Origin of the sequence: Bacillus sp. A260 (assembly GCF_009861435.1) — a bacterium.
In the GTDB taxonomy this organism is placed as follows: Bacteria; Bacillota; Bacilli; order Bacillales; family Bacillaceae_G; genus Bacillus_A; species Bacillus_A cereus.
Genome location: NZ_CP046398.1, coordinates 2,890,185 through 2,906,453 on the forward strand (window position 1 = coordinate 2,890,185; position 16,269 = coordinate 2,906,453).

Sequence of the window (16,269 nt, forward strand, 5' to 3'; positions counted from 1 at the left end):
TTAAAAAATGTATTACAAGTAAAAATTCGAAATGTATCCAAGAAAAATTACAATATTAAAAACATCCTTTCTTTTGGTTCTAAAGAAAGGATGTTTTTATAACAGGCTTTTTCAAGTGTCTATTCTATAGGGTACATTTACCGGTGTTCTTCTCTTTATTATTTCATTAAGTAACATTGGCATTACATTCTGTATGGTTTCTTAAAAAATTTCAGTAAGAGAATATCTTAATTTTGAAGTGTACAAATAGGGAGAGTGACTTCAACTGTAGTCCCCTTATTCATTTCACTCTTAATAAATATCTTTCCCTGATGTGTTTCAATGATTTTATAACAGATCATTAATCCTAAGCCAATCCCCTCTTCTTTAATACTATAAAAAGGTTCTCCGAGGTATGGTATACGTTCTTTTGGAATCCCACACCCTTGATCGATAAAACGAATGCTTACTTGATTATTATCAAGTATATTTATTTGAATCAGAATTTCCCCTCCCATCGGCATAGATTCAATTGCATTTTTTAATATATTAACAAATACTTGTTTTAATTGATTTCCTTCACATGAAATCAATGGAATACCAGGGTTAAGATCGATTCTAAATTTTATATTATGCATCATTGCTTGAGGTTGTAGTAGCATTAAAACTTGATCCATTAGCACACTAATGTTATTAGGTTGCATTTTTACTACCTGTGGTTTGGCTACCGCCATAAATTCAGTTGTTATGCTCTCTATACGCTCAATCTCTGATGATACTATATTAATATAACCCTGATTATTCTCATTTTCCGTTGATTTTAGTAATTGCATGAACCCTTTCATTGCAGTTAATGGATTATTAATCTCATGAGCCATTACAGTCGCTAATTGTCCTACAACAGCAAGTTTTTCAGATTTTCGTAATAATTCTTCTGTTTTTAGCCGTTCAGTGATATCACGAGAAATACTTAGAAAAACTTTTTTACCATTTAAGTTAAAAACACGAACACTAAACTCAGTTGTTATTACTTTTCCTGTTGGGAAAACATATTCATCTTGCAAAGTGAAGGAAGTTTGTCCTTTTTTAATTTTTTCTAATAACCTTACGATTATTTGAGAATCTTGTGGTACTATATTTGAAAATGATAATGAGAGCAACTCTTCTCTACTATATCCAAATCTTCTACACCCAACAGGGTTTACCTCAATAAATCGACTTGGAGCATTATCTTCATTCAGCTCTACTACATATACCGCATCAGTTGCTTGTTCGATTAGTGCACGGTACTTCATTTCACTATCTCTTAATTGCTGGTGTAATCGATGCCGTTCTCTTTCTGCTTGTTTTCTTTCAGAGATGTCTCTACATATTGCTGATAAAGCTATCACATTTCCTCTTACATCTAGTATAGGAGAAACTGTCAGACTGATATCAAGAAGACTCCCATCACTCCGTTGTCTAACAGTTTCTAATCTAGTAACCACCGATTTTCCTGTTAGAATTTTCTGAATATTTTCGAGCGATTCTTCCATTAAAAAATCCGGTACACAAGGTAATCTCTTACCTATGATTTCTTGTGATGACCACCCAAATATCTTTTCATAAGCTTTATTGGCTTGTAAAATATGCCCTTCTCGATCAGAAATGGTAATAGCATCTAGATTATGCTTTATAAATGATTCTAATAATTCTTTGGTAGCGCTTAATTCTGATTCTACCTTTTTCCTTTCGGTTATATCAACTGTAGAACCAACAACTTCAATAACTTGTCCATTTCGTTTAATTGGCCTAAGCGCAATAAGAATAATAGTTTTATCATTTGGCCAAGGTAATTCAAATATAATTTCTTTTCCTTCCCATGCCTGGAGATAGTACTTCATCAATTGTGGAACTAAATGTGGAGGAATAATAGAAGCATCAATAGTACGTAAGCTTTTTCCTACCACCTGTTCAGAATAAAATCCGTTTTGATAATAAAACTGTCCATCACATAAAGTGTGTATAAAGTGCTTATCCACTTTTTTAAATTTAAAAATTCCTCCTTGAAGCTCATGTACGGTATCTGTAAGTTCTTGCTTCGATTTTTTTAATTCTCGATTCATTTTAGATAAGTCCTGTGTTAAATAATACAATCTCTGGTAGGCTTCCATAAGAAATAGCCCAATTAAAAGTCCTAACGCTATATATAATAGGCCTCCTGTGTAAAGTAATGTAGTATTAAATAATACGCCAACTAACCACTTTATTCCAATAAAAACAGAAAAATATAACGATGCACTTTTAAAAGGATGTAGTTTTTTAAAATAAGTTTTAAAAGTAGAAAATAGAATCCCCATACATAAATAAGCAATCACAGGAGGTTCCCAATACTCTCCAATGTAAAAAATACGCATTAATATTATGCTAATTAGCGTAATCCAACCAGCAATACGACCAAAGTAAATAAAAGATAGAATAAGAGGAACAACTCGAAGATCGTAGGAAAATCCCATGTATGGAAAAGAAAAGAACATTAACGTAACTGCAATAATCCCTCCATAGAGCTTTTCGAAATATCGACTAGAATTAATTGTAAACACTTGAATAAATATTGCTGCGCTAACTAATAAAGAAAAAATAGAAAGGTTGATGAAATAATCTTTAATAATCATGTAATGTCCCTCCTTGCATTAAGTGTATTCGACAAAAAAGCTAAAAATCCTACAAATTGTACAAACAGTTCAAATGCATAAATTTTAAACTAGGATAAAATCTGGAAAAGTAAATAAGGAACACAGCAGATGGGATATTTTAATGAAAAATAGTTCAAAAAAGATAATAGTAACCGTTGACTACTATTATCTTTTTTCTTTAAGTTATCGTAATACGTATGAAACTCTAAGGGACGTGGTATGTCATTTCATCAAACAATGATTATATACTGAGTCATGAATATAGAAATTTCAGCAGTAATTTTTGAAAAATAACATAAAAAACAAAACTATCTTTGAAAATGGAAAAAATCTATATGAATGTCAACTAATCTATGTACAAAAACGTTCACTTAATTTTGCATAAAATCACTCCACTTAGGAAGCTAAGTAGTTCTTCAAGGTCGATAAGAACACCTGTAGATGCTTCAGGATAACTACATAATTGTATGGGTAATGTACTTGAAACCTTTCGGTAAAACCATACACATAATGCAAGTAACGCCTTGGTTCAATATTTACTTTTTCTTGAGCTAAGTATTCTAGGACATAAGGAGAAATATACCATTACAATTTTTCAATTAACTTGTTGTCTAGTTTATTGTCCAGCTCCAATTACTTCGTTACTTTCAGATTCAGTTCATTATATTTTGTACTTTGTCTTTATACACAACATATTCTTTACCATCCACTACTGCTACTACCGCAAATTCATCATTTGGATTGAATGAAAGCCAATCAGCCCACATGTTAGTATTAGCCCCTCCACTCCACATATTATGAACAGTGTTTTTAGTTAAATTCATAACTTTATAAGACGCATTTGGCGCATTTGTTCCAGTCTTTATTTCAAAAGTGTATGCGTTATGAATCTTTTTATAAAAGTAGAAAACGTTTGATGGACGAAGCTGATTCAAAAAATCCTGTTCTTTTTTCTCTGCAATTTTTATCCCTTCTTGCAAAGTGACAACATCTGTTTTTAATGTTTTCCAACTGTTTTTCGCTGCATTCAAGCTAGGGGTTAAGAATTTATATTTATTTTGATCAGCTTTTTGATCAGCTTTATCAATATGTCCCAGTACACCCGAATATTGAGAATCTAAATCCTCCCATTGCGTAGACATATAGGTAAGAGCAGTGATAGCACTATCAAGCATACTATGCATATCACTAATATTATGAAATGCAACTCCAACTACACGATTCAATGTTATTTTATAATCTACAGTCTGACGCAATTTTGCTAATTCAGGTTCTAGCCAACCTAACTTACCTCTTGCATCACCTATCATTATGCCACCAGCAATCAAGGTTGGAATAAAGGGGATTTTCACCATGTCTAACCCCTTAGATTCTATATCTTTCTGATATTTTACTTGTCCTAAAAGGTCCTCTAGACGCTTTTGGTCAGCCTCCACATCGGCACCTTGGTTTTTTAAAATCGATTGCAATGTCTCTTTATGACTTCCAAATGTTCTAACATCTTCTCCAATAGCATTTTTTAATTGCATTAATTCTTCTATTAATGCTTTTGCAGACTTTTGATTTTGTTGAATTCCTCCCTGTAAATCTGTAATCCCTTTTTTTAAAGTATCTCCATTTCCAGTATTGATCGCCTCTACTAATGTTTCATAATAATTTTCAAATTTTGTATCGTATTCTATAATGCCTGTCAATGTATCTAAAAGCTGTTTTTTTACTTGTGTATTCCATGTAACAGCATGTGCTCTTGCATTCTTTTGATCTTGTACAATTTTACTAGGTAAATCTGCATTTCCATTAATAGTTATTCCTTCAAAACTCACATCTGGATTATTAATTAGCAAATAAGAGTATTCATTCATAGCTTTTGCAAATAAACCAGCATCTTGCAAAGCTTTTTTCATCTGTTCTTCATTTGCTGAAAGAGATATATTTTCAATGTTCGTTTGTTCAATTTCAATTGCAAAAGTTTCTATTGGTATGACTGCATAAGTAGTTGTTATAGTTATAAACGCTGATACAGCGAGTAGTTTATTAGGGATTTTTTTCATCATTTCGTATTCCTCCTATATAAGGTATGGTTTCAAGTTCTAATCTTATTAAAAAGCGATGTCTTTCAAAATGAGTTCTACATCTTTTATCAGTATCGTTTGAACTTTCTTTAGCAGCCTTCAAATCATTAAGTATTAAAGAAAATGTATATAATCTACTTCAAATTAACCGATTCTGTTGCAAATTTTAAAAAAGCAATTAAACTACAAGGTTATTTTTTATTCGAATCATACTTATATATAATTGAAAGGCGAAGTCTTTAATGAGACTCCGCCTTTCTGTTATATAAGGATTTATCAATTATTACTTTTCTGTTTAACAGTGTAATCATAGACTTTCTATGTTTTAGTTCACTTTACAACAGAATTAATATTTCCCTATTTTTGTGGAGTAACAGTTTCCACTTTTAATTCCTTTATTCCTTCTTTTAATGTAACAGCATCTGTTCGTAATGTTTTCCAACTGTCTTTCGCTGCATTTAAATTAGGCTTTAAGAATTTAAATTTATTTTGATCGGCTTTTTGAGCTGCATTCTCAATATGCCCTAGAACGCCCGAATATTGAGAATCTAAATCATGCCACTGCGTGGACATATAAGTAAGAGCGTTAATAGCATCATCAAGCGCCTTGTGCATTTCATTAATATTACTGTAAGCAACTCCAACTACACGATTTAAGGTTACTTTATAATCCACGGTCTGACGTAATTCTGCTAATAAAGGCTCTAACTTACCTAAATTATCCCTTGCTACTCCGACTATAATACCGCCAATTATTGGTAGACCCAAAATAGCACCCTTCATTACATTAAACCCATCAGATTCTAATTGTTTATAATAGTTTACTGATCCTAATACTTCTTCTAGACGCTTTTGATCGGCATCAACATCTGCACCTTGATTTTTTAAAATTGACTGCAAGAGCTCTTTATTACTTCCAAAAGCTCTAACATCATGTCCAATAGAGTCTCTTAATTTAGTTAATTCTTCTATTAGTTGTTGTGCATACTTTTGATTTTGTTGAATTTCACCTCGCAAATCTGTAATCCCTTCTTTTAAAGTTTCTCCATCCCCTGTATTAATCGCTTCTACCATTGTTTCATAATAATTGTCAAATGTTGTATCGTATTCAACAATACCATTCAATGTATCTAAAAGCTGTTTTTTTACTTTCGTATCCCAAGTAACGGCATGTGCCCTTGCATTCTTTTGATCTTGTACGATTCTACCAGGTAAATCTACATATCCATTAATGGTAATTCCCTCAAAATTCACATCAGGATTCTTAATTAACATATAAGAATAGGCATTCATAGATTTTGCAAATAATCCAGCCTTTTGCAAGGTCTCTTTCATTCTCGCTTCATTTGCAGAAAGAGCCGTATCTCCATTGTTCGTTTGTTCAATTTCACTTGCAAAAGTTGTTACTGGTGAAACTACATTAGCAGTTGTAATAGTTAATAGCGTCGATACAGCGAGTAATTTATAAGGGATTTTTTTTATCATTTCATTTTCCTCCAATTTAGGTTTTATATTTCAGTTCTACTCCTGTTTAAAAGCAATATCTTTTGAAATGAATTCTGCATCTTTATGAATATCATTCCAACTTTCTTTAGCGGCTTTTAAATCATCTGGTATTAAAGAGAATTTGTGGTCTTGCATAGAATCGATATTATCCAGTAAATCTGTATAATTTGCGCCCATTGTATTCCATTGCTTTTGAATATTTGTTAGAGACAATATCGCTTGATCTACAGTCTGATATAAATATGCCAATGTTTCTTTCGCGTTAGTAAGCGAAAGAACTGCTTGATTAGCACGATCTGCTTTCATACTTAATTCTCCGATTTTGTTAGAAATTTCATTATAGGAGTCCATATGCTTAGATGCTGTGACACCAGCCGCAGTTCCTAGACCGATACCAGCTGCACCAAGAGCCGAGAGTCCACCAACAACAGCCGGTGTTGCTGTACCGCCAGTTACAACAATAACGACCGCTCCTCCAATAGCTGCAATAACTAAAATAGCTGCTCCCAATCCACCACCAATTGACCATGCTAATACATCATCAAAATGTTTTTTCTGAGTAGAACGAAGTTGCTCAATTTCAGCTTGAAGTTGTGGAATCGTTGCCTGTTGACCTGCTAATATTGCAGTTAATCCACCTTTCCCATCTGGACCACCAACATTATTTTTAAAATCTGTAGAATTTTGATATAGTTTCCCTTTGAAGTCTTGTAGCATCTTAATCACATCTGTAACTTCTTTTGAATTTGTATTGATTGTAGTAATTAAATCATTTATACCCTCTTTTAGACCTGCCTTATCTTTCTTTTGTACAGTTTCTACTAATGTGTCGTAATAATTTTGAAATTGTTCATCGTAATTTACAATATTACGAGCAGTTTTTTGAATCTGTGGCTTCGCTGTATCTAACCAGTAATTCGCATTGATTCGTGACAGCTCTTGATTAAGGTGAATATTTTTGAGCAACTCTCCCCCCTCTGAGCCTAAATCGATATTAGATAAATTTACATTTGGTTGCTTAATCATTGTTTTTGCGTATAAATCCATTACTAGAATATGAGACCCTGTTTCAGCTAATGCTTTCTTCAGTCCTTCGGGGCCTAATGCATAATTGCCTACTTTTTGTTCTTGAGCGGTCGTTTCTTGTGCAAATGCATGAATAGTGTTACCGGTAGTAGCAGTTATAACAGTTGCTAATGTAGCTAAAGTTAGTACTTTGAATGGAAATTTTTTCATGACTATTCTCCTTCTTTCGCTAAATGCTTATAATCTTTATGAATTCCTAAAAAACGCAATATTAAAATTTATATACTTGTTCTTCAAGGTAACTTATTACATTTTTTAATTGTCTTAATGTATCTTTTTGAGACTGCTCGCTAGTTGTATCAACATTAGTAGATAATTTTGTAATGCTATTTTTTATTAGATTTAAATCTTCTTTATAGCGCTTTAGTAGATCAAGTTCTACATCTATTTGATTTGCAAACGTATGCAAATCATTTTGTGTAAGAAGAAGCATTGATTTTTGTAAATCAGCTATTGATAATTTCGTTGTTAAATCATATATTTTTTGATTTTGTTTCTCTAAATCATCTAAATATGCTCGCTGTTCTGCTGTTAATTTATTTACTTCAGCAAAAACGCCAAATGTTTTCTTAATCTTTTCGGTATCAATGACCTTCATCAGGTCATACTCTTGTGTTTTTGCTGCGGCTGCGGCTGCTATTTCACCTTGTTTGCTTTTCTCAATTGCTTCACGAGCTGCTTTTTTTGCTGATTCAATCTCTAGAGCCGTTTTACCTTGCTCTGTTGCTTCTTGCACTGCTTTTTTCTCAGCTTCTAGAATAGAGTTGTTAATTTCTTTTCCTTTGTTATATGCTGCCACCCCTGCTTGCGCAGCTGGTTCAATAATTTCTTTTGAAAGACTATAAACTTCTTTGAATATAGCAAATCCCTGTTCATTTAAAGCCCCTGGTATTAATGCAATTTGCTGTAAATCATTTTGAATTGCTTTTTTTGTATTTAATATTTCATTTTTTAACTGATCTATTTTTCCTGTTCCATCTGTACTTAGTATGCCTTGCGCAGTTGCCACATTGGTATCAAAATCTTTTAATTTTTTATCAAGCTGTAATTTAAGATCTGTTAATTCATTGATTTGCCGTTGCGTATTTTCTTGATTCGTCATAGCCATTTCTTGAAGTACTTCAAGTCTATCCGAAAACCCTTCTCTATCTTCTTTATTGTCTACAAACGATTTTAATGTCGGGTAATAGCTATTAAATTTTGTTACAAATCCTTTGCTTTTTGAATTTAATAGAATTAACTGTGGATAGAGTTCCGATGACCATTCCTTCATATCTTGTTTGATTAGGAATTGATTTGTATTTAAAGCTGTGACTTCCTCTAACTGTACATTAGGACTCATTAAAGATTGATCAATATACGTTTGGATTAATTTAGATTGCGCACCTAATTTTCGTAATGAAGAGGAAATATCCATGCCTTCCTGTTGAGTTTCTGCTTGAACGATTGGTGTTGCGAGAGTATTGATAGGAATATTTCCTCCAGTTACAATGGATGTGACTAATAATCCTGTAATTATTTTAGTTTTCATTCCGTACACTCCTTTACCATTGTTTTTATAACTTAATTCATATAACTTGTATGACCTCTCTCTTTGTAAACTGATTAAGAAGGAGAAATCTTTCAGATAGGATAATATCGTTATTTTTTACTTCTAATAGAATGTAAGGATTTTACTTACCTCTCACTTCGATACTCTATTTTTTCAAATATAAATAACAAAAATTTATTAACTATATTTGAATCAAGCACCCTATGAATAGTAAATGTGTAATTCTTCCCTAGAATTGCGGTTTAACTTACAGAACCGCGAGAATCAATAAACCAATGCTTACAGTTAATCTTGCCATAACATTGTTTAATTTAAATTTAATAATATTACTCTTAGTTTTATCAGCAAACTCCTTACTAGACTAAAAAAGGTAAAATTATACTGTACATCGCTTATACTTTTATTGCGGAATAACTTCACTTTTGTTATGCAGAAACTTAGAACACGTTTATTACAAACTTGATTCTTGACCTCTTGTAAATAAATAGACTATTCGAAAAATATTTTCAACATAATGTTACTTACAACTTCACTATAATTCCTATTAGCGTAACCTTATCCTTTCTGTCTGGTCATACCAGTTATGTTGTTCATTAAAACATTAAATTTTTAATGCGTAAATAGAAAAATTTTGTCGATTACGATCGATAATTTACTGTTAAATAAAAATATGAACCGAAAAAATTATACAAATATAGTTATCCGTAAATTTCATTTCTGTAATTGTAATGATTACAAATTAATGTGTATACGGTTAAAAATAACTATTTTAGCTCAACCGAGAAATTTTATTTTAGAAAAAATACTTATAGAATAATATAATAGGTCTTTTTATACTTTTTTACCTTTATTTAGTTATGTATAATTGCATAAAATGTAGATATATTTAGTAATATATGTTATATTGTTGATTTTTTCACAAAACATCCTAATATCATTATTAACAAATATTCAGTATGAAGATATTAGTCTATAAACTTATCATCGTTATAAACATAGGTTTTAAATTACAAAAAAGCTGCAAAGCTTCCTTGGAACACTTTGCAGCCTTCTGTCTTTTTGTTTTCTTTAACAAAATAATGGTTAGTGTATTTTCATTTTTTGGGATACTTATACCCATGTTTAAGTCTTTACATTGAAGACAGCGGATAACAAGCTTATATTACTGTATATTTTTCACGGTACTGCCTAGGAGTCATACTAGTGATTTTTTTGAAAACTCTTATAAAATAACTTTGGTCATTAAAGTTAAGCCACGCACAGATATCTGATAACGAATAAGTAGTGAGTGTTAATAATTTTTTTGCTTCTTCCACTCTTTCCCTTTGAATATATTCGCTTAAAGTAATTCCCATTTCTTTTTTAAATAGTTTAGACAGATAAGTAGGCGTAATTTCTAAATGATTAGCAAGTTCATTCAGAGATATTCCATCGTAAACATTTTTATTAATATGTTTTATACATGTAGTAACCGCGTAAGAATACTTTTTTGCATTGTATTCTTTCACACGATCTGCAAAGGTACGTAAAGCGTCCCCTGATAATCGCTTTACAGATTCTACATTATCTAATTGTTCTAGGGTTTGTATATATAAAATACTATGGGCAAAAGCAATATCTGGTGGCAGGTTTCCTTCTATTGCATATCGAGTGGCTAAGGTAATCGCAATAATTCCAAGGTTTTTTTGATTCCTGAGCGGATCCTCTATTAGCATAAGTTCAACATCTTCTTGCGAAACCGCATACATATACTGTATTAACTTTTTTTTATTTCCTTCTTTAATAGTCGAAAAGAAATCATTTACTAATGCCATATTGTGCGTTTTAGGTTTGTTTTGTCGGCGTTTTAAAATATATAAATCCGGTTTCACAATTTTATTAGGAACTTCCTCTAGTACTTTATTTTTTTCCAAGACAATATCTACATCTAACTTTTCATTGAAAATCATGTAATGTAATAAAATTCCCATATCAATTAATGTAGTTTTTTTAATCTCAGATAAACACTGATAATAGGCAAGTCTTTCTTGAATGTTATCATTTGATTTAAATTCTTTCTGAAATTTTATGATCATATCATCTGAATCTTTTGAATGTATAGTAGGACCGATTATAATAGTCCCTTTAATATCATCATGATTTTCTATATGAATTAGAACAAAATTTTCAAGATAGTTGTTACTTCGGAAAAGTGGCAAGTTAAAGGGATCGTTTTCTTGATAAATATCAGTAAGATGTTCTTCTTTTGAAGAATAAAAAGGACTACAAACATTATCAGATGTAGAATGATATAAAATTTTTCTGTCTGCAGATAAAATATGTACAGGGGCATTAAATGCTTTATGTGCAAGATCACACAAGTGTTGTATATCGATAGAAGTATTCATTACATTCTCCTTTATAGATCCATAAAATATATTCTGTTATATATAATTCACGACAAATAATACTATAAAATATCAAATTAGTACAATTCACAACAAAATATTACTATATCTTTTTTATAAAAATCATATATTATTTAATTGTAGTTAGCATCTAAATATCAGAGTAGATAAGATAAGTAAAGGAAATAAGCTAAGTTCTTTTCTTAATTCTACAAAATATAATTATTGAACTTGAGAAAATAGTGAAGTACTACAAAATACAGTGGTAGTCAATGCGAGGACCACGCTGGAAAAAGATTTAAAATAAAGCGAAAGTAACAGGAGATACTGTACCACCGCAAGAAATAACAGTCAAAGTTCCAATTCAATCCTTTCTACAAATTGAATTCAAGAAATAAATACTGCTAATTTACATGTGAAACTGAAAAACTATTTTGCTCCAAATTTTAGAAAAAGATAATAAAGAAGTTGTGAAATTGGAAACAGATGAAAGCGATACGGCTATTTTTGAAGCACTATGCTTTGAAAAATACAAGGTAGAGGAAATTCAAGGATTCAATTAAACATTTAATTGAGAGAAAGGTCTTTTCATCAACTAAAAATAAAAAACGAATGGAATATTCAAAAAATGACACTATATTACTGGTCGTAACATTAGTTTTACTTTCCACAAAAGAGGAAAAAATATATAGACTTTACAAATACTAAAAATAGCAAACTAGCTAGTTTTATTACCGCATCACATAAAGTGAAACTTTAATCAGTGGGGGTTTTGTTCATCCCCCACTGATTATTAGCCCATACCAATCGGGCTTTTACGGGCAGCCCGCCCCCCACCTAACTTCTTTGCTTCCGCTGAATTTTGAGGTGGAGGTCTTACTGCCCGGCAAATAGCGGGATAAACTTATTATTAATTTCCAAATACAATAGTTTTTAATCAACAAAAAAACTTCACTAATTAAGGTGCACAGTAAATTGACCTCAAAACAGTAATTACTACAATATCAGTTTTTACTTATTCTATAAAAAAGAAATATCATTTAATAATTATTACTTTATATCAATTTAGACATAAAACATTTTATTATATCGGCTTAAGTATTATGAAATTAAAATTGCAAATAACACCAAAACTCTTTTAAAGGCTCATACATCGTTCGTATCGGGTTGATTATCTTTTGATACCTATGTCATTAACACAAATAAAAAAGTTTATTACAAAGGAATCTGAGAGGTTTTTTCAATTTCGAAATTTATTTTTTTGTAAATTAAAGGAAAAATAATCCATATATATACGGATTATTTTCTTAGTGTAGTCTGTATTGACCTGTTAACTGTTTTTCAGCCATTCAAACTAAGCGTTTTGTAATCTCTCCACCGATCCGAACCATTTGCAGATGATGTGATGTATCAGGTCCCAGTGTGACCCCTAGTTCAAAAGCACTTTCATACTTCATTTGCTCAATAGTACTTGTAGTAGCAGAAATAAGAATTTCATTTGTATTACTTTCGTATCTTTGAATATTTATAAATAACATGTACCTAATTATGCTATTTACGCATGAATAACCTAATTTATTCCAGTATTTTTATAGGAACCCTTTCCCTCCCCTTATTTCACCAATTAAATTTGAAACACAAATGTACATTGCATTTCAATATAACAATAAAAGCTACAAAAGCAACGAATTTACTATTTTAAAGTTAAGTGTTTAACCTTTAAGTACTTAAATTCTTTTTTCCAGATAAAGCATACATTATATCTTGATGTTTTATTGTCCTCTTATAATTATGTGGTATCGGGAATTTATTTCGGTGTTCTTTTATTATAATTAAAGTTTGAAGTTCTATGCTCAATACTTTTGCGAGGACATGATAGTTATATCCATTATTTAACAGAGAAATTATGTCATAAAACATAGTTTTTCCACCCACTAATTTTACTAATTTATTCTTTAACTCATCCCTTTTTTCTTTAGCTTCATCAATTTCTAACAACATAGATTTTTTATTTGTCTGCTTAATGTATTGAGTATACAACTCTGGGAATTCTTTTTGTACTTCTTTGTTTAATACTGGTTTATATTTAATCATGTAAGTAACTTGTAACAATGAGCGTTTTAACAAACTATCTTCAATGAGATACGCTACTTTATTAAATAAATGTACATATTCCTCAATATTGGAATAACTATTAAAATGAGCTAATACTCTACTTTTTATACTAAAAGCCTTGCCTACATAAATAATATTGTCATTATAATCTTTAATGAAATAAATACCACTGTCAGATTTTTTTAATTTATTATCCAATTCTTCTATACTCATAAAATGCAATTCACTCATACTTCTCTCTCCTTAGCAGTGTTAAATCGTAAAAAACAAGCAAGGTTTCTAAAAAAGTACTTAGCTGCCCTAGCATCTCTTATTTTATCTCTTGCTAAATGTCAAAAAACTGTTTCTATGTTACTCAACTATCAATATGATTATTAATAAAATTTTCGATCGTTATTATCTCGCAATTTTATCATGTAATTTCGAGATCGTTTCCTCATTTAAATTACTGTGTTTTATCGAATAAAGGAAATATACTACTACCCCAATAGTAATCCAAATACTAAAGTACACCCATGTCCTTAACGGTAAATTTAGCATTAAAAACACACAGCATACAATTGCAACGCATGGTAATACAGGTACAAAAGGTACCATAAATCCACGTTTTAAATTTGGGTGTGATTTACGAAGGATAATAACTGATAGACAAACTAACGCAAACGTCACCAAACTACCGATATTAACTAAATTAACTAATTCTTTCAAATCAATAAACCCAGCTATTATAGAGCTCCCTATTCCTGCCAATCCAGTTATAAAAGTCGGTGCTCCAGTTTTCTTATTAACTTTCGCAAATGATTTCGGTAACAATCCATCACGACTCATTGCAAAGAATACTCGTGTTGCCGCATACATATTGGAAAAAATAACAGCCATAAGGCCAATTACAGCACCTGCAGCAATTGCACCAGCGACTTTTCCTTGTCCTACAACTTCCATTACATAAGCCATCGCCTCAGGAACATTTAATTCTTTATAGGAAACCATTCCTGTCATAACAAGGCATACCATAACATAAATAATTGTACATATGATTAATGATGCAATAATACCGATCGGAAGATTACGTTTCGGATCTTTTACTTCTTCTGCTGAAGTTGCTAATATATCAAAACCCGTAAAAGCGAATAAAATAGCTGCTCCACCCGTAAAAACTCCACTTAAACCGTATGGTGCAATTGGTATCCAGTTCATTGGTTTTACATAGAATATACCAACCGTAATAAACAACAAAATCATTCCAATTTTAATCAATACCATTATATTATTGATTCGTTTACTTTCCCTCGTACCACGAGATAACATCCATGCCAATATCAATGTAATAATTACTGCTGGTAGATTCACAATACCACCATGCGAAGGAATCGTTACTAGAGCTTTAGGTATCTCTAATCCAAATCCCTTTATTAAATTGTGGAAATAGCCTGTCCATCCAGCAGCGACAGCTGCTGTTGCCACGATATATATTAACAGCAATGACCAACCTACTAGATGAGCAACAAACTCACCAATTGTTGCATATGAGTACGTATATACACTACCAGACGCCGGGAGTGTAGAAGCAATTTCCGCGTAACATAATGCTATAAATCCACATATAATTGCTGCAAGTATAAATGAAAAAACAACTGCTGGACCAGCATTTGTTGCTGCTACTAATCCAGTTAACACAAGAACACCCGTTCCAACTATCGAGCCTACCCCTAACATAATTAAATCAAATGCTCCTAATGTTTTCGTTAAAGTCTTGCTTTGATTATGCTCTAACAATTGTGTAACGGATTTCTTTTTTAGTAAATTACTCATATTTTCTGTATCCCCTTTAAAATAAGGTTTGTTCTTCTCGTTAGTGTTGTATATAAATTTACTTAGTTATTAACTAGCCTCATAATATTTCTTTTACATTAAATAGATTTGAAATATTATATAAATTCGCTTCTCACTTACTAGTTAAACTAGACATTTCCATAGATTTTTGCGTACAACGTTTCATAGCTGAAATGATAGCTGTTCTTAAACCTTTTTCTTCTAGCGTTACTACAGCTTCTATCGTCGTTCCACTTGGAGAACAAACCATATCCTTCAATTCACCTGGATGTATTCCTGTTTCCAATACCATTTTTGCAGAACCTAATACAGCCTGAGCCGCAAATTTATAAGCTTGTTTTCTCGGCATACCGCCAAGTACAGCAGCATCTGCCATGGCTTCTATAAACATATACACATATGCTGGAGAAGAACCACTAATAGATGTAACAACATCCATTAGTTTTTCATTTATGACCTCCGTCTGGCCGAAAATATTAAATATGTTCAGTACCTCTTTTATATCTTTTTCTGTAACCATTTCATTAAAACATAACGCAGACATTCCTTCTCCAACAAGTGCCGGTGTATTAGGCATTACTCTAACAACCTTTAACTTTCTACCAAATTCATTCTCAGTGCTCTTAATACTTTTTCCTGCAGCAATAGTTACAACGATTACATCATTTTTTATTTGATCTTTTATTTGGTTAATTACCGATGAGTATAAATCTGGTTTGATTGATAAAATTAAAATGTCAGCACTGTTAGCGACTTCATTGTTGTTAGTAGTTATAGTTATGCCATATTCATTACTAGCATTTTTTAAATTAATGACGTTTAAATCTGAACAAATTATTTGATCTGGAGAAACTATATTTTTTTTTATCATCCCACCTATCATAGCAATACCCATGTTTCCACATCCGATGAATCCTATTTGTTTATTCATAATAATTTGCTCTTGCTCCTTCTACTCTAAATTTTATTGATTTTGAAATTATTATTCTAAATAAGGGCTATTACAATTACTTGGTTTATCAATAGAATTTCAAAATTCTCCTTCCTATATAGAGCTTACATAT

General features: G+C 31.3%; 11 protein-coding genes. 1 reads left to right on the top strand and 10 read right to left on the bottom strand.

Features of this window, described 5'->3' with window-relative positions:
* Positions 1 to 227: 227 nt before the first annotated feature.
* The 6 genes from GD442_RS14660 to GD442_RS14685 all read right to left on the bottom strand — a co-directional run bounded on the left by GD442_RS14660 (position 228) and on the right by GD442_RS14685 (position 11,257).
* Positions 228 to 2,633 carry a PAS domain S-box protein gene (locus GD442_RS14660; protein WP_086407717.1) on the bottom strand — a complete coding sequence of 802 codons (2,406 nt, stop codon included), beginning with the start codon at positions 2,631 to 2,633 and terminating at the stop codon, positions 228 to 230.
* Between the two features lie 674 nt (positions 2,634 to 3,307).
* Positions 3,308 to 4,708, bottom strand: coding sequence for a hemolysin BL regulatory component HblB (gene hblB, locus GD442_RS14665; protein ID WP_000976155.1), 1,401 nt, complete (start codon positions 4,706 to 4,708; stop codon positions 3,308 to 3,310).
* A 375-nt stretch (positions 4,709 to 5,083) separates the two neighbouring features.
* On the bottom strand, positions 5,084 to 6,211 hold the full coding sequence (hblA, locus tag GD442_RS14670) for a hemolysin BL binding component B (protein ID WP_000591972.1): 1,128 nt from the start codon (positions 6,209 to 6,211) through the stop codon (positions 5,084 to 5,086).
* A gap of 36 nt (positions 6,212 to 6,247) precedes the next feature.
* A complete protein-coding gene (gene hblD, locus GD442_RS14675) occupies positions 6,248 to 7,468 on the bottom strand; it encodes a hemolytic enterotoxin HBL lytic component L1 (RefSeq protein WP_000714435.1) in 1,221 nt (406 codons plus the stop codon).
* A gap of 61 nt (positions 7,469 to 7,529) precedes the next feature.
* Positions 7,530 to 8,849 (bottom strand): hemolytic enterotoxin HBL lytic component L2, encoded by a 1,320-nt coding sequence (hblC, locus tag GD442_RS14680; RefSeq protein ID WP_000850151.1) that lies wholly within the window; start codon positions 8,847 to 8,849, stop codon positions 7,530 to 7,532.
* Between the two features lie 1,178 nt (positions 8,850 to 10,027).
* Positions 10,028 to 11,257, bottom strand: a complete 1,230-nt coding sequence (locus GD442_RS14685; protein ID WP_001097917.1) for a helix-turn-helix domain-containing protein — start codon at positions 11,255 to 11,257, stop codon at positions 10,028 to 10,030.
* A gap of 434 nt (positions 11,258 to 11,691) precedes the next feature.
* Here GD442_RS14685 and GD442_RS14690 point away from each other — a divergent pair, with 434 nt between their 5' ends.
* Positions 11,692 to 11,820: a hypothetical protein gene (locus GD442_RS14690; RefSeq protein ID WP_000939298.1), complete on the top strand. Its 129-nt coding sequence runs from the start codon at positions 11,692 to 11,694 to the stop codon at positions 11,818 to 11,820.
* A gap of 786 nt (positions 11,821 to 12,606) precedes the next feature.
* On the opposite strand, the gene GD442_RS14695 is transcribed toward GD442_RS14690, so the two are convergent.
* From GD442_RS14695 to proC, 4 genes are all read right to left on the bottom strand, one after another.
* The gene (locus GD442_RS14695; protein ID WP_000897406.1) at positions 12,607 to 12,795 is read right to left on the bottom strand and encodes an alpha/beta-type small acid-soluble spore protein; all 189 of its coding nucleotides are present in this window, start codon (positions 12,793 to 12,795) and stop codon (positions 12,607 to 12,609) included.
* 181 nt (positions 12,796 to 12,976) lie between these two features.
* Positions 12,977 to 13,603, bottom strand: a complete 627-nt coding sequence (locus tag GD442_RS14700) for a GIY-YIG nuclease family protein (protein ID WP_001292161.1) — start codon at positions 13,601 to 13,603, stop codon at positions 12,977 to 12,979.
* Between the two features lie 165 nt (positions 13,604 to 13,768).
* Positions 13,769 to 15,184: an amino acid permease gene (locus tag GD442_RS14705; RefSeq protein WP_000067462.1), complete on the bottom strand. Its 1,416-nt coding sequence runs from the start codon at positions 15,182 to 15,184 to the stop codon at positions 13,769 to 13,771.
* A gap of 133 nt (positions 15,185 to 15,317) precedes the next feature.
* A complete protein-coding gene (proC, locus tag GD442_RS14710; RefSeq protein WP_001041291.1) occupies positions 15,318 to 16,136 on the bottom strand; it encodes a pyrroline-5-carboxylate reductase in 819 nt (272 codons plus the stop codon).
* Positions 16,137 to 16,269: the final 133 nt, after the last annotated feature.